This is a genomic window from Acinetobacter sp. BY419, from assembly GCF_019038395.1.
Lineage (GTDB): Bacteria > Pseudomonadota > Gammaproteobacteria > Pseudomonadales > Moraxellaceae > Acinetobacter.
On sequence record NZ_JAGFXZ010000048.1, the window covers coordinates 1 to 17,812 of the forward strand.

General features: G+C 34.1%; 9 protein-coding genes and 1 pseudogene. 9 read left to right on the top strand and 1 reads right to left on the bottom strand.

Features of this window, described 5'->3' with window-relative positions:
- The 3 genes from KUG37_RS13800 to KUG37_RS13810 all read left to right on the top strand — a co-directional run.
- Positions 1 to 450, top strand: a 450-nt coding sequence (locus KUG37_RS13800; RefSeq protein WP_216940610.1) for an SLBB domain-containing protein, incomplete at its 5' end; no start/stop codon positions are given.
- A gap of 83 nt (positions 451 to 533) precedes the next feature.
- Positions 534 to 1,856 (top strand): glycosyltransferase family 2 protein, encoded by a 1,323-nt coding sequence (locus KUG37_RS13805; protein WP_216937535.1) that lies wholly within the window; start codon positions 534 to 536, stop codon positions 1,854 to 1,856.
- 151 nt (positions 1,857 to 2,007) lie between these two features.
- The gene (locus KUG37_RS13810; RefSeq protein WP_216937537.1) at positions 2,008 to 3,138 is read left to right on the top strand and encodes a GT-D fold domain-containing glycosyltransferase; all 1,131 of its coding nucleotides are present in this window, start codon (positions 2,008 to 2,010) and stop codon (positions 3,136 to 3,138) included.
- A 107-nt stretch (positions 3,139 to 3,245) separates the two neighbouring features.
- On the opposite strand, the gene KUG37_RS13815 is transcribed toward KUG37_RS13810, so the two are convergent.
- On the bottom strand, positions 3,246 to 8,054 hold the full coding sequence (locus KUG37_RS13815; RefSeq protein ID WP_216937539.1) for a capsular polysaccharide synthesis protein: 4,809 nt from the start codon (positions 8,052 to 8,054) through the stop codon (positions 3,246 to 3,248).
- Between the two features lie 226 nt (positions 8,055 to 8,280).
- On the opposite strand from KUG37_RS13815, the gene KUG37_RS13820 reads away from it, so the two are divergent.
- From KUG37_RS13820 to KUG37_RS13845, 6 genes and pseudogenes are all read left to right on the top strand, one after another.
- Positions 8,281 to 9,657 carry a bifunctional cytidylyltransferase/SDR family oxidoreductase gene (locus tag KUG37_RS13820; RefSeq protein ID WP_216937541.1) on the top strand — a complete coding sequence of 459 codons (1,377 nt, stop codon included), beginning with the start codon at positions 8,281 to 8,283 and terminating at the stop codon, positions 9,655 to 9,657.
- Positions 9,658 to 9,667: 10 nt separating this feature from the next.
- Positions 9,668 to 10,831: a hypothetical protein gene (locus tag KUG37_RS13825; RefSeq protein ID WP_216937543.1), complete on the top strand. Its 1,164-nt coding sequence runs from the start codon at positions 9,668 to 9,670 to the stop codon at positions 10,829 to 10,831.
- 191 nt (positions 10,832 to 11,022) lie between these two features.
- Positions 11,023 to 11,634 (top strand): annotated as a pseudogene (locus tag KUG37_RS13830) (polysialic acid transporter); the annotation flags it as partial.
- Positions 11,635 to 12,004: 370 nt separating this feature from the next.
- Positions 12,005 to 14,227: a hypothetical protein gene (locus KUG37_RS13835; protein WP_216937545.1), complete on the top strand. Its 2,223-nt coding sequence runs from the start codon at positions 12,005 to 12,007 to the stop codon at positions 14,225 to 14,227.
- 139 nt (positions 14,228 to 14,366) lie between these two features.
- Entirely contained in the window at positions 14,367 to 15,677 is a 1,311-nt protein-coding gene (locus KUG37_RS13840; protein ID WP_216937547.1) for a hypothetical protein, read from the top strand.
- A 24-nt stretch (positions 15,678 to 15,701) separates the two neighbouring features.
- Complete coding sequence (locus KUG37_RS13845; protein WP_216940612.1) at positions 15,702 to 17,717, top strand: capsular polysaccharide biosynthesis protein; 2,016 nt, start codon at positions 15,702 to 15,704, stop codon at positions 17,715 to 17,717.
- Positions 17,718 to 17,812 lie beyond the last annotated feature (95 nt).

Sequence of the window (17,812 nt, forward strand, 5' to 3'; positions counted from 1 at the left end):
TTGCGCTTGCGTGATGCAGAGCTGGTCAAGCAGTTTATTGTCAAAGCCCGTCAGGTGGAGCCGAAAGGGCAGGTGGTCCTCAATCCCGATTCTTTTCAGAATGTGATCCTGGAACAGGGCGATATCCTCTATATTCCGGAAAAAACCTCAGTCATCATGGTACATGGCGAAGTGGCTTTCCCGAACGGGATTGAATACAGTAACGGACTGAATGCCAGGGATTATATCGAGCAGGTGGGCGGTTTTAGCCAGAAATCGAATAAATCCAAAGTGATTGTGATCCGGCAGAATGGTAGAGCAGAACTGGTCAGTAAAACTGCGAAAATCCAGCAGGGTGACGAGATTCTAGTGCTGCCGAAAGCCCAGACCAAGGGCATCGAGATGACCCGTGGGATCACCCAGGTGATCTATCAGATTGCGGTGGCTGCGAAAGTGGCGTTGGATCTCTAACTACTCGCCTGTCTCTAAAGTTAAAGTTAGAGACAGGCTAAGTATTTCTAACAATAAATATAATAATTTAAAAGTGTATAAAAATGACAAACTGGTCAGTAGTCGTAACAGTAAAAGCAGATCAAGAATTAATAGATAGGTTTATTAAGCATTATCTTAAACTCGGTGCATCTGAAATTTTTATCTATCTTGATGATCCTGCCGATCAATATATCCAGGATCTCTATTCAGATAATCATCGGATAGATATACAGGTATGTGATGAGGCTTTCTGGAATGTGGATTATAAATTTAAAAATTTAGACTTCGTAGGCAGGCCAGATGGCGTGGAAGACAGGCAAAGTCATAATGTAATACACGCCCTGACCAAAACTAAAGTGAAATGGGTGGCATGTGTTGATATTGATGAGTTCATCTATTCTGAAAGGAATATCAGCAGAATCTTGAATAGCATACCTGATAATATTTTTTCACTCCGGATTAAACCTTTTGAAGCGATCTATCTCAATCATGCACCTTCAAGTTATCAAAAGGTATTTGCAACCCAATATTTTAAGCATCATACAAAACGTAGTGATGTATTTTTTTGGAATGAAATTTATCCGGAAGGCTTGATACATAAGGCAGGACTATTTGGTCATGTGTCTGGTAAATGTTTTTTCCGGGTCGATGAACCGCTAAAATGGCCTGGTTTACATAATTTTAATCCCATAGATATTACATTAAAAACAAATTATATTGTCGAGGATTTTAAGTTATTACATTTTGAGGCATTGACAGTTGATTTTTTTATAAAAAAAACCTTGAATCGAATAAATAAAAAATTTAATGTTAAATATCTGGATGGACCTTCAGTAAGAAGACTAGAAAATTTAAAAGATCGATATAATAAATATGGAGAACAAGGTTTGTCAGATGCATATAAATTAATGCATGTTATTGAAAGTGAAGACTTAAAAAAAGGCTGTGATTTATATGTTATAGATAAAATTGATATTAATTCCACTGGAAATTTTGATAAAAAAATATTGATAACGACTCATCATACAGCTCTTGTTTATAATGATTTAACTGAACAGTGTGAACTTGTTACTCTTTCTGAAGAGATAGAGTCTCATCTGAATTTTGTGCAAGTTGCTTATGATTTTGACCAGAAAATATGTTATTTATTTTTAGAGAAAATTAATGAAATTATATATTTATATACTGATAAGAGAGGGCGATTAGTAGCATACCCTTTTAAAAAGGCAATGTTTTTCAAACTTGAACTACATGACATCATTAATTATCAAATAAGTGTAGCCTATGAGAATGGCCAGTATTTTACCGCGACCCCTAAGGGAGAGTTTAAGTTAGGTGCAAAAGAGGTTAAGGAATGGGAGATATTTAATATCAAATTGATTTGATTTTTTTTCACAATAATATCAATAAAATAACAATAATTTTAAATAAATAATAAAAACATTAAATCAGAGAGATAATATATATTTAATTGCATTTTAGTTTTTAAATAATTTAATTGTTTTCTTTGATGTAAGTCTTGTAGAGGAAAATTAGATGAAATTAAATGAAATGCACAGGTTTTTACAGCTTAATTTGTTAAAAGAAAAATTTGTGGAAAAAATAGAAATATATAGAAATGAAGTGGTGTATATTAATATAAAGAAAGATGATATTTATTTTGCCTTGGATATTAATGAAAAAAAAGAAATTTTTCTTGTTTTTAGAAATGATAATAGTTGGGAAAATATTTGCCAGCATTTTAACTGTAAAATAAATTATAAAACAAAAATATTCTCTAATAATCAGTTGCTAGTTGATTTTTTGACTTTAGATGATAAAGATAATATTGCAGAAATAGTGAGGAAAATTATCAGTCAGCTACTAGAACATAGTAGTAATGAAATTTATTTACTTAAAAGTATAAACAATAAATTGATCAATATAAATCAGGTTGTTTCAAGTAAATATTTTAATGATATTTATCTAGATATGGCGAATAGCTTGAAAGATAAATATTTAACATTACGTGATACTTTAGTAGCGATCAAAGAACAGGAGTTGAGTATCGCCAGATTTGGTGATGGTGAAATTCGTTGCATGGTGACCACCAATGGATGTGGCTTTCAAACACATGATTGGAAATTGATGCAAGAACTCAGAGAAATTAGTCTTGAGAATAATGGCTTACTGGTTTGTTATCCTAGTTTACTCATTGAAGATAAATTCTGGCAAGAATTTTGGCCGATCTATTGGCCCAAATGCAAGTTTTACCTGCAGCAGAATCGTATTGGTGATGCCATGATTACTAGGCCTGAGGCTTTTTATTTTTATGGTCAGGAAATGGTGGCTTTGTGGAAAGCGATATGGAATGAGAAAAAAATCTGTTTTATATCAGGTGAAAATTCCAGATTTAATGTGGATCATCAAATCTTTTCTAATATTGAAAATGCAGAATATATTTTTTCAAAAAATAAGAATGCTTATGAGGATATAGATAAAACTCTAGCAAAATGTCTGGAAAAAAAACATATTGATATATTTTTGATAGCACTAGGCCCGACAGGAACAGTACTTTCTGCAAGACTGCATCGTCAGGGGATGAGAGCTTTGGATATTGGACATTTAAATAATAGTTTTGATACGGTATTTTTGAATAAAGTTACACCAGAGGGAATTCCATATTAATATAAAATTAATTATTTAACTTATATGAAGAAGGAAAATTAAATATATTTAAAATTCTAAACACCTCATCAACACTATATGAGATGTTTAAAATATAAAAAATGTGTTTATAAATTGCGGCGTATCCATCCTGTCAGGGTTTTACCTACTTTATGATTTTCATCAAAACAATGCTTGAGTAAAATAATTTTTTCGTTCTTTGCATCAGCGAAGAATTGATGAGGGTTACGGGTAAATTTGCCCCACTTACGGTGTATATGTTCAAAATCCCCGTTTTTATTAAGGATTTTATAAGGTTTTTCAAGAAGACTAATGAGTTGATCTATATGTTTGTTTTTCATGGTATTTAATTTCTCTTTTGTAGTTGGAGGTTGCTCAATGGCTTCATATTCGCCTAATGCATTTTTACGAATGTAAACGCCTTCTGCTTCTTTTAACGGAAGCACCCAATCTTTATGTGCCGTCACATAACCCTGCTGGGTAACTAAACGTGGAATTCCGTTGCTTAACCATTCAATCGCAATAACCTCAAAAATTTCCCCTTGTGCCAAATATTGATCCTGGCGTTTAGAGTCTTTAGGAAGATCGATATCTAAATATATCGAATTTTGTTGGATGGCAACGACCTGGATAGGGAAGTCGACAGCACGAATATAGTTTTCAAGATTATTATATGGATAAACATATCTGATCCCTGTTGAATTCACTGGGGGCAATTTCATCTTTTGAAATATTTTTTGATAATAAGCTCGAACTTCCGCATTACTTCGGGAAAGTGAAATAGCAGCAGAACTGGTGAGCTGGTCTAAATCTTTTTTATCTCTGATTGATTCAAGTTGTTGAAGGGAAAGAATAGGCGCAAATTCTTTCATTTCACCAAAACTTGAAATATTGTCTTCTAACTTGGCAAATATATTGCAAATAAACTGGTCATTAAATTCTCTCATCTGATAGGTATAACTATATTCATTCAAGACGCGTGCAAAGCTGGCCGGTTCCTCTGTTTCGATTTTGAGATAATCGTCTACGAATTTAATGAGGCCTTGTTGGAAAGATACATAATATTCATTGAGTCTTGGTACGATCACTGCCTCTATAGAGTCATTAACTTTTTGATATTCTGAGATACTTTCATAGGGGGTACTGGCAAATAAAGGTTCAAAATACGAGAAGTTTACAGGAGCCAGTACGAAATTATGTCGAAGACTAGATGTGCTCTCAGGGCTAAAACTACGGATATAGTAGAATGGATTGATGATCTCGTGCCCAGCGGCATCTGTTAACAGGCGAGTAAAAGTATCTTGGGTATATCCTCTTCCCCAGAATTCTACAAAAGCAAACTTCTCTGAAAAATCCATGTTTTCACATAAATACTGTTTTACGATAATTCGTTTTTTAGCAGCCAGATCCAGGACTTTTTGGCGGTAAATTTCCGAGTTTGACAATATCTTACGGATATTTTCAGCAGTCTCACCCCGTAAATGTCTCGCTTTTTTTAAGCTTTCAAATTCAGGAAAAAGTGCAAGCAGTTCATCTTCAGACAGATAGCTCGCACGCACCAGATCCTGAAAACTGTCCATACCGACAAAGTTGCCAAAAGGGCCAAACATTTCATCATCAATCGTGTTGATGAAGGAGGGAAGGCGCCACACTTTGCGAGAGCCATAAATGTATTTTGTTTTTATTGGATATTTTTTCTGGTCAATCAGGGCATCGGCAATCAGTTTCAGGTAATGTCCATCACGGGAAATAAAATAAAGTGTTTCATAACCGCGTTCTAGTGCATCAATAATCGTCCAGTGTACATAAGGAACCAGCAGTGAACCCGCATATGCATAGGCATAATAGCTTTTTTCAAATTCAAAATTGCTGATACTGCTGCCAGAGCTTAACTTATTCTGCCGATAACGATGCATCAGCGTTGCGAGTTGATATGACTGGTATTTACAGGAATTTGGAGCAGAATGAATGAATTTACTTTCAAATGGAACAAAGCTATCGATGGAGTGAACTCGAGTTTCTATTGCAAATTTTCTTGGTACCCTGCCATCTGCATGTGCATTGTCACCATAATGGACCCATTTTTCATACTGATATTTTTTTTCAAAGAAAATATGTTTATAGATTTCCCCTGTCGATTTTTGATAACCGGTGCTGCTGGACAGATAAAGCGGAATATTACTCAAACGGAAATCTGCCTGGCTCAGCATAGTACGGACCACGCTTTCAGGAAGATACATATCACTAATCAAAATGACATCCTGTCCCTGAGCTTGGAGCTCTAACAGAAACTCAATGCGGGGCTGAATAGGCTCGGCATGAGCCATTTCACTCTCCATCTCGAGTGTTTTTAGATAATCAACTTGTTGGGCGGTGAGCAAATAGTTATTTTGCAGGCGCTCATATATCAAATCGAGTGAAATTTCAATTTGATCGGTTTTGCGCTCAAATGTTGTTTTTCTAAACATGTCACGCGCATCCATTTCAACTTTATGCCTGATTTGCACCCAATTATCTTTGAATGTTTGCGGGAAATTTAGATCTGAACGCATGAGATTTTGTTGCATGAAGGCAAAGATACTAAACGGTGCCAGCGTTTTGCGGTGAATAAGCGTATCGAATACATCAAAGCTATGTAATTCTTTGTACTGGACTGAAAATGTTTTGAGCTGGTCAATTTCTGCAATGAGCTGATCTAAAGTTTTTTGTTGCGAATAAGAAAAGAAATACTCCAATAACTCATCTTTATTTTCAATCACCGGTATTTCTTGAGAAAGTGTTTGTAGCAGATGCTCAAAGCTGTCTGAAATGACACCACTCGTTAATTTGAAATAATCATCGATAAATCCCAGAGAGTCTGAATATTCTTTATAATCGGGAATATATCGGATGAATTTATTGATATTGGCTTCGAGCAAATCATAAAAAATGCTTGAATAGTCGACAATTGCAATATCAATCAAATGAAAAATTTCGTAGATATCATAATTGTCATTCCAGAACATAATATGTTCTGAGTCAGAATACTGCTGCTGTATTTCGAGAAAATATGGATCATTTCTCATAAAAGGGTGGACTTTAATAATCAGCAGATCATTATTTTCTGCCAGTACAGATAATAATAAGTCAAAGCTCGGTATAAGTTCGCTCAGTACCCCGTTAATTTTTTTGATCCGGTAGGTGGGTGCAAACAGAATAAGGTTCCGATAATGGGATTTATTTATCAGCTGATCAATAGCATAACTTTGTACCTGATCATAAACGATATTACGGGGATAAGGCCCTCGGATAATTTGAGAGCGCTCTATAATAGTATCTTGAATAAAGTGATCTTCCATTGCGGGTGATGTAGCAAGGAAATAAGACTGATTACGATAGAGCTTAAAATTTCGAATATGTTTACGAACAATACTGTCTGCTAAAATAGACTCTGGGCCAAGTGCCAATTCAATATGCTTTAGACCAACCCCATGCCAGGTATTGATGACTTTTGTCGTTGCTGGGAGGTTATCAGGATATTTTTCTCTAAAATTTTCAGTTATGTAGACATCACACTCTGCAAAGAGAGCTTTGCATCGCTTATTTTTAACAGAAATAATATTATTAAGACCGATTTTTTTTAGAGTTTCATATTCTTCATTATTTTCTGAAATCCACCAGCAATCATGAGAGTTTTGGTATTTTTGACTCATATATAAAAATAGAGCTTTAGGGTTACCTTGCCAGTTATAAGAAGAAAATATCCAAATATATTTTTGTTTTTTGCTCTCCGATAATTTCTTTTCCGGAATATCCTGAACAAAATTTATTTTAGGTAAATTGGAAATATAATTTACAAAACTGTTTGTATTATATAATTTTTTATCAAATTTATAAGTTAATTTATGGATGAAAAAGTCATTTATGATTTCATTAAAGCGCTCCTGATTAAAGTCTTTTGTGAGATTTTGGTTGAGTTGTAAAGCTTTTCTAGGATGGATTTTAAGCATGTTATTCCATTCAGCTTTATATTCTTCATCCGTCCAATACAGCATTTCAACGATGTCATGATACATAAAATAATTGGTTAAACTTTTCTGATTTTTCCACCATAAATTTAAGATGATATGGATTGCATTCAAGACATAGGAGTTCGGAGAACTATAAATAAACCAGTTGCCCACCCGAGAACCGCTATAAGTAAAAAAGAAACAGTTTTGTTTCTTGATTTCCTGTAATGATTGACTTAAATCCTGGGTGAGTAGGCAGGTCGAATCTAGCCAGATGCCTCCATATTTGGTGAGTAATTCTGTCCTGAGCCAGTCAGAAAAGTGAGTCGGACTAGAGTCAATCAGCGTTTGGATATGTGCAGGAATTCTGACATAGTCAGATAAATTATTCTTAGTCAAAAAGATTAAGTCAAAATCCTCACCGATATATTTTTTCTGACTCTCTAATGCCACCTTTACTACAGCAGGAGCTGTAGCTGGATTATCCCAGAAAACAAAAGCTTTATTCTGATTGATTTTTTTTATACTTAAATTTTCTCTGATTTTTCTCTCAATCTCAGATTTATTTTGAATAATAAATTCAGCCATGATGTGGCGTTCTAATAATAGTGACGGGTGGATCTTGAACGCTGCTTCCACATCATAATTCGCATGGAGTGTATGTTTTATGGCATTGCTTATAGTGAGTCGAGATTTTTCTTTATCATTTTTCTTTTCATAAATACCTGCAATTTTTAGATCTACAAGTGCATCATTGGCAAAATCTTTTTTACACTGTTCATAAGACTTAAGTGCTTCATCATAATTTTTGTTAAATTCTGCTACTAAGGCTTTTTTAAAATCCTCATTTTGTGTGACAGGGGGCTGAGAGTTTTGCTTTGAATGAACTAAGTCATTATAAATTAAAATTAATTTATTATTATCCATGGTGTTTTTTTGATCTAATTGATAAGCTATTTTGTAGAGCATCTATTCTAAAAGCAATAGATCGTTTGATAATTAAGTGATTTGTATAGAATCTTGGGTTTAGGCTAACGAATCTAGTGTTATTACACTAATTCATGCTATCTTTTAAAAATAATAATTAAATATATATCCTACCTGGATTGGTAGATATAACGCTGTGCTAAATAATAAAAATAATGAGAAGAAGATGATGAAAAACATTGCTGTAATTTTATCTGGTGGTTCTGGCTCACGCTTTGGTGGAGCATTGCCCAAACAGTTTACTAAACTTGCAGGTAAAGCAATTATTGAATACACCATCGATGTATTTCAGAATTCCGACGAGATTGACGAAATTATTATTGTTTCCCAAATTCAGCATATTCACCTTACCTGGGAAATTATTAAAAAAAATAAATGGTCAAAAATTACCAAAGTAGTGACAGGGGGAACAGAACGTTTTGACTCAACCTATTCAGCACTGACTACCTTAAGAGGGAATGAGGCTAGGTGTAAAGTTTTGTTCCATGATGCAGTAAGACCTTTAGTGAATCAGAAAATTATCTCTAATTGTCTTGCTGCCCTACAGAATTTTGATGCTGTCGATGTGGTGATTTCATCTGCGGATACTTTAGTTGAAGTCTATGATGATGGATGTATTTCAAGTATTCCCAACCGCTCATTTATGCGCCGTGGACAAACACCTCAAGCTTTCACTCTGGGCACCATTCAACTTGCTTATAGTAAGGCACTAGAAATAAACCGAAAGACTTTTACCTGTGATTGCGGGGTAGTACGTGCCATGTTACCTCAAGTACGTGTGGCGACGGTTGAGGGAGATGAGCGTAATATTAAAGTAACCCATCCTGTCGATTTATTTATTGCAGAAAAGTTTCTGCAGTCTGCTCATGATATTTCGTTTAAAAATGGCGATAGTCTTAAATTTTTAAAAGATAAAAATCTTGTTATTTTTGGCGGTAGCAGTGGTATTGGTCTGGAAATGAAAAATTTAGCCCTGGTACATGGGGCGCATGTAGAAATTGCAAGTCGGTCATATAATCAGGTTGATATTTGTAATTTGGAAAATGTTAAAGCTTATCTGGCTGGTATAAAGGAAAAAACAGGTCGTATTGACTATGTGGTGAATACAGCAGGCCTTCTGATCAAGAAACCTATTGATCGGTTGAGCGTGGAGGAACTCACATCTTTAATTGGTGTGAATTATACCGGTGCGGTAAATGTGGCAATTGCAGCAAAACCCTATCTGCTAGAAACTTCTGGCATGTTAATAAATTTTACTTCAAGTTCTTATACTCGAGGCCGGGCTTTCTACGCAGTATATTCATCATCAAATGCAGCGATCGTCAACTTTACTCAAGCTTTAGCCGAAGAATGGAGTAATGAAAATATTCGGGTTACCTGTATTAATCCGGAACGCACAGCTACCCCAATGCGAACAGCGAACTTTGGTATAGAGCCCCCAGGATTATTACTGTCTGCCCAAGAGGTTGCCTTGGCCAGTTTAAAAGTGCTGGGTACCCAAAATACAGGTATTATTGTTGATGTTCGAAAAGACGGTCGATAAGAGGCTGCCCATGTCTGAAAATAATTTGTATTACATTTATATAGACTCAAAAATTGAAGGTACAATCGATCAACTCACAAGTTATTTTGAGACAGATATTTTTAATGCTGATGACTGTATTTGCGTTTATTTTAAATATTATAAAGATATTGAAAAATATATAAAAAACAGGCTTGGCTCAAGACAGATAAAATATAAATTTATACGAAAAAACAGTGATCTGGATTTTAGCTCAAACAAAGTCGTATTTTATCTATTCAATGCACAGTCAAATTGTAAAATTACTGCGCGCCGTGATTTAACTCATATTTTTGTAACCCATGGTGAAAGCCATAAATTGGCTTCTATAAAACCGATTATAAGAATTTATGATTTTGTGATTACTTCAGGGCAGGTAGGTATTGAGCGGTTCTTAAAGGCCAGTATTTTTAACCCATACAATATTCAGCATGAACATCGTGTATTAACGATGGGGGATACCTTTATCGGGCAAAATGCTTATGTATTTGCATCCGATAGTCAGAGCCTGCTTTATGCCCCTACTTGGGAAGGCGGCATACCTGAAGAGAATTATTCCTCGATTGGAGTGCAAGCCACCAAAATTTTAAGTCATATCATCCAGCAATATGGGATTAAAAAACTGTATATCCAGCTCCATCCTAATCTGGGACACCGGGATAAAGAATATTTTTTTCATTTCAAAAAGATGATGAATGAGTTGAAGAAATCACCAGTTGAAATTGTATTGGTGAAATCACAGGTCAAATTAGCAGATCACTGGCTTTATCGAGGTTATACGCTTATTTCACAATCCTATAAGCCTGAGATTAAAATTTCAGCTGCTGTGACTGACATTTCAGCGATGGAAATGCAGCTAATTAACAAGAAGATACCCACCTTGGTCCTTTTTGAGCAGGATGATTTAAATACGCTGATTATTCCCCGTCAGGTGCAATATTTGTATGCGACCGAGCGATCTTTGCAAAACTTTAATATTGAAGAATTCAGTTTTTTACAACAAAAAGATGAAATACAAAAACATTATGATTATCTGATTGGTTATTGTGAGGAAAATCTTAGAATAATGTCATTTAGACAACGTATACAGTGGTTGTGCAAATTTGCATATGACAAAAAGATAAAAAATTGTCAGAAAAATTTGGAATTATATTAATTCATGATGTTATTTAAATATTTAGAAAAACATTAATCGGACATGTTGCAATATGCGGCTCAGGTAGAACTCGATACTTCAATTTTAGAGTGTTTTGAAATTTGTGACGAGGTACATACCATCACCTCGCTCAGTAGCTTTGAAGCCTTGATTCGGGGGCTAAAAGTCTATTGTTATGGATTTACCTTTTTATAAATCAGGCACCGAATATCATGATCGAAGATGGTGATGTGGTTACGGTGACGGCTGACCGCTATGCAGGCACCATTCAGGTACGGGTCGATGAGGCACATAATGGTGCCCATGCCATTGTATTGCCCTATGGTGCCAGACTGGGGGATGTACTGGTGCAGCTGCATCCGAATGCTCTGGCTGAAGTCGAGTCCTTGCAGCTTTACCGTGCTTCTGTGGCCACACGACAGAAAGAGATGCTGAATGTTGCCCTGGACAAGCTGGAGGAAACCACATTCAATGCCCGCTCAAGTACCCAGGAAGAAGCCACCTTGCGCTTGCGTGATGCAGAGCTGGTCAAGCAGTTCATTGTTAAAGCCCGTCAGGTGGAGCCGAAAGGGCTGGTGGTCCTCAATCCCGATTCTTTTCAGAATGTGATCCTGGAACAGGGCGAAGTTGCTTTCCCGAATGGGATTGAATACAGTAATGGACTGAATGCCAGGGATTATATCGAGCAGGTCGGCGGTTTTAGCCAGAAATCGAATAAATCTAAAGGCATCGAGCTGACCCGTGATATCACTCAGGTCATCTATCAGATTGCGGTAGCAGCGAAAGCCGCGTTGGATTTGTAACTAATCTGAACCGCGGATAAAATTGACTTGAAAAAAATAACCGAAAATCATTAGAGGAGAAAAAATAACAGAAAACCATTAGGGTGTTACCCTATGATTTACGCTTGCAGCAACGATATTTAATTTAAAATATGTATTCTGCCTGATTCAGGACTTTTCAAATTATTGAAAGGAAAATACAATTTATGGAAGAGTAAGGTGAGAAGTATTTGAAACTATTTCAAAGGGATTTACGCTTCTGTATGCGTTTATCGACTCTGACATACAAATAAGCTAGCCATTCAAGTATATGAAATATCAGCTTAAGCAGAATTCTAATTATATAATATTATTCAAATAATTAAAAAAATAAATAAAAAAGGTTTCAAAAATGTTTAAAAAATTTTCAGAGAAAGATATTACTTATGTTCTTACCATTCGAGTTTCAGACTTTACTCCTTGGATTTTAGAACGTATTAAGTTTTGCCTAAACTTTTATCAACCCTGTCCAAAAATTTTAATTTTAGACTTTGGTTCAGAGGAAAAATATTCATTACTTATCGAAGATGAATGTAAAAAATCAAATGTAACTTATGTAAAAATCAATGATACGAATACATTTTCAGCATCAAAGGCCAAAAACTTGGCCTTTAAATACGTGACAACAGATTTGATTTTATTTTCTGATATTGATTGTGTATTTAGAGGAGATATTTTCCAAACTTTAGCAAAAGATGCAACCTTACTGGAATTCAATATAAATCCTAGACGTTATATTACTTTTCCAGTTATTCATCTAGCTGAAAATATTTCAAAAGATTTTGAAATATTAGAGCCATTAGATAAAGAAAAATATATTAGAAATCTAGACTATTATTCTCTTCAAGCTGAGTTTAAAGAAGAAATCGAATTTATTGCACCATATAGCAATATCTTATTTATGCATAAAAACCTATATGATTTAAGTGGTGGATATTGTGATGTTTTCCGAGGTCATGGTTCTGAAGATTTTGAATATTTAATTCGTTTAGGTTATTTAACAAGTGATTTACCAAAACCTAGAAACTTGAATAAAGATTTTTATGGACCACTCAAAGATAGTTTTTGGAAGGCCTCAACTTATGAAGGTTTTCGAAAATATTTAGAAGCATTAACTTTTACGTCTGCATATTTAGGTTATAAAACCTACCATATATGGCACCCTAAACCCAGTGAAAAAGGGTATTGGACTAATAATAATGATTGGAAACGGGAGCGTTTTAATAAAATTTTAGATATTTACTCACAAAATGAAGAAAAGATTCTAGAAATTGATTATTTAGGTCGCAACAAAAAAGCCCTATGTCTGATGAATGATAGAGATCAATGGGGATATTTTCTACCATTTAGAGCTCAAGGTTATGCATTGGAAGTTGCCTCAAGTTCAAATCAAGCAGAAATTAATCAAGCATATAAAAAAATACTACATCGAGAGGTAGATATAGTTTGCATTTTTAATCCATATATGAAAAGTCATAAAGATTATTATGCTTTAATTGAGTTAGCAAAGGAAAACAAGGTTCCTGTTAAAATTATTGAACGTGGTGCTTTACCAAACACTATCTATTATGCAAATGAAGTATCTTATAATGATGCTGATTTTTATGATGAAGACCTTATTACTAAAAATATTTTAAATAAAAACTTAAGTATAAAAGAAAAAGAAGATATTTTAAGATATATTGCAAAAATTAGAATGGGGGGGGATACTTTAGAATACATGAAGAATTATGAGGATTCTATCCAAGCTCTTCATTTAATTGTAAATAAAAATACTAATAATATTTTTATTCCTTTTCAGTTGCCAGATGATATGGCTGTAACTTATTTTAATGAAAATAATCAAAACTATAATGATTTTATTGCAGATATAAAAGAATTGGCTTTGAAATATTCAGAAATAATGTTTTATATTAAACCACATCCATTAATGCCTACTATTAATAGCTTTGATAATGCTAAAAACATTATTTTATTAGATAATGTAAATATTCATGCTGTTTTAAATGTTTTTGATCATATTGTGCTTTATAATTCAGGTGTTGGCTTGCTTTCAATATTACATGGTAAAAAACCTTATTGTATAGGTAATGCTTTTTATAGTTTAAATGGACGACTTGCGACAAAGGTAGTTAATTTAGAGCAAGCAATTAAATTTATTTTAGATTTTGAAGGCAAACAAAATTTAGACGAAATGATTTTATTTAAGTTTATAAATTGGTTGCGCGAAAAAAAGTATAGTACCTTCCAAGCTGAAGATAAAATTAGAAATTTTGGTGATAGATTCTCACATGGTTATAAAAATATTCAAGTTCAAAAGTTTAATATTGATAATTATTCAATAAATATTGGTAATCATAAGGTTTTTTCTTATTCAGAGAAATCTTTTATTGCGGCAAAAGTTATGTTTGAATCAAAAAAAATTATAGAAGAAAAAAAGCCTTCTGTTTCTCCTGGAAAATTCAGTATTTATTTTCAATTTTTAGAGAGTAATAAAAAAATTCGTAAACTAATTAAAAATCCAAAGGGTTTTTTCCTTGATGCTGTAAAAAACAAAATGAGTTTTTTTAGATAATTATTTTTTTTGATTTTTTGATTTTTTTGTTTAGTCTTATTGTGTGAAATCTAATTTAGTAATCTTAATTTGTAAAATTAATTTTTTAATATAGATTTTTCATAAAATACTTTAAAATATTACACGGCAGGAAAATTTAATGAAAAGGTTTTTAATAGGACTAAGAACAGAAAAAATTGATATACAAACATTAAGTCTTTTTTTATACTATAAAAATGCAAATATAGATGTGGTTTTAGTTGTTGATGAGTTAAAAAAAGACGTAGATTGTGGAGTTTTCCCTAAGGTATCAATTAATAAAAGTACTTTAACTGAATTAGGGCTATATGTAGAATTAGAAAATTTAGGATGGCTGTGTGGAGATTTTGGCTTATATTTAATGACATTAGAGTATCCTAATTATGAGGGATATTGGCTTATAGAAGATGATGCTTTTGTATTTAGTGAGAATTTACTGTTTTATCTTGAACAACCCTTATTAAAAAAATTAGATTTGTGTGCTAAATCTTTTTGGGAAGCGCATAATGGCTGGCCTTGGAAGGAAAGCGCTGAGCAATATTTTAATATATCTATAGCAAAGAAAATGTTATTCAGTATGGTTTATGTATCAAAACTTTTTTGTTTAGATGCTTTAAAAAAAAGAATAGAGTATGTAGAAATCTATTCTAAAAATAATCTTCCTGAATTTTTAAATGATGAATCATTTTTAGCAAATTTTAGTCAAAATTATACAACTTTGCGTATGGATGAGTTGTATAGTAAAGATGATTTAGAAAATTTTAATTTCACAACTAACGGTAACTTATATTTTATTAGCCCAAACTTTGTGAATATTAAGCAAGGTTTTTATCATCCTATTATTATATCTACTAACTCCCAAGATTGTAATGATCGAATGATTCATATTTTAAAAAAACAAAAAAAATTAGGAAGATATTATAAGAATTTATTAGTTAATAAAATTAATGGGAATTTAAAGAAAACTATTTCTGGATTTCAACCTAGGGTGCTGGTTTGTGTAGTTTATAAAGGTTCCAGTAATATTCATGATTTGGTAAAATTAATTAAAAAAAGATGGGCAGATTGTATTATTTTAAATTTATTAAAAAGTGAAATATCTTTTGAATCTGTTGATAGTTTAAAAGTTGAAACTATTGAATCTGGATTAAATATGATAGAAAAAGCTTATCCGAATTATGATGGAGTTTGGGTTATTGATGAAAAATGTCAAATTGTACTTGATACTAATCAAAGTTTAGTAAAGCAGTTAGAAGTTCCTGAAAGAAAGAAAATTAATTTTGGATATATAGAAGTTGGTACTTCAATAAATTCTATTTTTGCTTATTATATTAATTTCGATTACTTTGAAAAAAATGGTTTTATTACCAATACAGCTACTAATTTAGATTGTTTTTATGAAAAATCTTTTTTATCATTAATTAATGATTAAAAAATTATTAAGTTTTTGGAAACTATGTATTATTTTTTTTATAAAAAACATCAACCCTCTTTGAGAAATTTTCTTTATCGAAATAAGTTGCATGTATGGGAGGCCACTTTTCATCCACATGCATTTATTCTCTGTGGTTGGGGCAGAAAAAAAAGCTTTTTCAAAGCTCAAACCTTAGCTAAACAAAAGGGCTTAAAAGTACTCTGTTTGGAAGACGGATTTATCCGTTCTCTTGGCTTAGGCAAAGACGGTTATGCACCTCTTTCCCTGGTGGTCGATGAAACAGGAATTTATTTTGATGCCTTGCAAACATCAGACCTGGAACAACTGATTCTTCAAGCTGAAAATGAAGAATTGAAGTTACGTGCTGAATGCGCAATTCAAACCATTTTGAATCATAAAATCACTAAATATAATCAAAGATTTCAAAACATAGATCCAGCTAAATTTAAACAAAATACCCAACATATCTTAGTGGTAGATCAAACTTTTGGTGATCAATCCATAAAATATGCAGGCGCGACACCTGAAACTTTTAAGCGAATGCTGGCGCAAGCTTGTCGAGATCATCCGGAAGCAACGATTTGGGTCAAAACCCATCCCGATGTACTGGCGGGCAAAGCGCAATCGCATTTCCAGGCGCACGACTTTGCATTTGCAAACATTCAGGTCTTGACTGATGCCTATAATCCGATTGAGCTGTTGGACTATATGAGCGACGTCTATGTCGTCAGTTCACAACTAGGCTTTGAAGCTTTGCTTTGTGGCAAGAAAGTCCATTGTTTTGGTGTCCCGTGGTATGCAGGTTGGGGACTTACCCAAGACCATCACGCACCCTTGCATATCCTCAATAACAGACGCACTCAAACTAAATCTTTAACACATTTATTTGCCTGTGCTTATTTGCAATATGCCCGTTACGTCAATCCGGTGACAGGTCAACGCTGTGAATTGGAAGAAATTCTAGACTTACTCATTCCTAATATTCAGTTTCAGCAAGGACTGGCTCAATCGTATAGAGCGTATGGATTCAGTCCCTGGAAAAAAAAGTTTATTGCAGCTTATTTTGCTTTTCCCAAGCTCAAGCTGAAATTTCAGCGTTATTTTAAACCACATAAAAATCATCATATTCTGGCCTGGGGGAAAAGAGCCAAACTGCTGAAAGAACTGGATTATAAACAGGTCACCACTGTTGAGGATGGGTTTATTCGTTCTGTGGGCCTAGGGGCGAAACTGATCCGACCCTGTTCACTGGTTTTTGACAATGTCGGAATTTACTACGATGCCACAAAGCCTTCACGGATGGAACAGCTGCTTTTAAATGTGAATTTAAGCGCGCAACAGAGTGATCGTGCGCAGCGCCTAAGACAATTACTCATTGATTTAAATATTTCCAAATATAATGTCGGGACAGCAAAATCATTAACACGCCCCCAACATCCACGTGTTTTGTTGGTCGTTGGACAGGTGGAGGACGATATGTCGATTCAGCTGGGGGGAATGGGAATTAAAACCAATCTTGGTCTGCTCAAGCAAGTCCGGGAAAACCACCCAGACAGCTATATTATTTACAAGCCGCATCCAGATGTCCAAACCGGACTACGTATCGGGAAAATTCCTGAACCGGACATGTTGCAATATGCCGATCAGGTGGAACTCGATACTTCCATTTTAGAGTGTTTTGAAATTTGTGACGAGGTACATACCATCACCTCGCTCAGTGGCTTTGAAGCCTTGATTCGTGGGCTAAAAGTCTATTGTTATGGATTGCCTTTCTATGCAGGCTGGGGCTTGACACAAGACCTGTATTCATCACAAAGACGCAATAGACATCTCACATTAGACGATTTATTGTATATCACCCTTGTAGAATATCCGACCTATAATTTAGCATATACCGAGGTGTCGGGTATCCCTCTGGTTAGACCTGAGGATGTGATTGCGTATATAAAAAAACAGTTAGATCAACCGGTAAGTTATAACGATAGGTATAAACGTGTATTATTCGCCCTGTATAATATGCTAAAAAAAATAGGTTAATTTCTTTATGTCCGTCCATATAAACCGTTTATTACTTTCTGAACGGGTTCTGCTGTTGCAGGGCCCCATGGGGAACTTTTTTACTCGTTTTTCTG

Excerpts from the sequence above, each read along its gene's own strand:
- KUG37_RS13840 (WP_216937547.1), top strand. The coding sequence starts at position 14,367 with ATGAAAAGGTTTTTAATAGGACTAAGAACAGAAAAAATTGATATACAA.
- KUG37_RS13820 (WP_216937541.1), top strand. The coding sequence starts at position 8,281 with ATGATGAAAAACATTGCTGTAATTTTATCTGGTGGTTCTGGCTCACGC.
- KUG37_RS13845 (WP_216940612.1), top strand. The coding sequence starts at position 15,702 with ATGTATTATTTTTTTTATAAAAAACATCAACCCTCTTTGAGAAATTTT.
- KUG37_RS13810 (WP_216937537.1), top strand. The coding sequence starts at position 2,008 with ATGAAATTAAATGAAATGCACAGGTTTTTACAGCTTAATTTGTTAAAA.
- KUG37_RS13805 (WP_216937535.1), top strand. The coding sequence starts at position 534 with ATGACAAACTGGTCAGTAGTCGTAACAGTAAAAGCAGATCAAGAATTA.
- KUG37_RS13825 (WP_216937543.1), top strand. The coding sequence starts at position 9,668 with ATGTCTGAAAATAATTTGTATTACATTTATATAGACTCAAAAATTGAA.
- KUG37_RS13835 (WP_216937545.1), top strand. The coding sequence starts at position 12,005 with ATGTTTAAAAAATTTTCAGAGAAAGATATTACTTATGTTCTTACCATT.
- KUG37_RS13815 (WP_216937539.1), bottom strand. The coding sequence starts at position 8,054 with ATGGATAATAATAAATTAATTTTAATTTATAATGACTTAGTTCATTCA.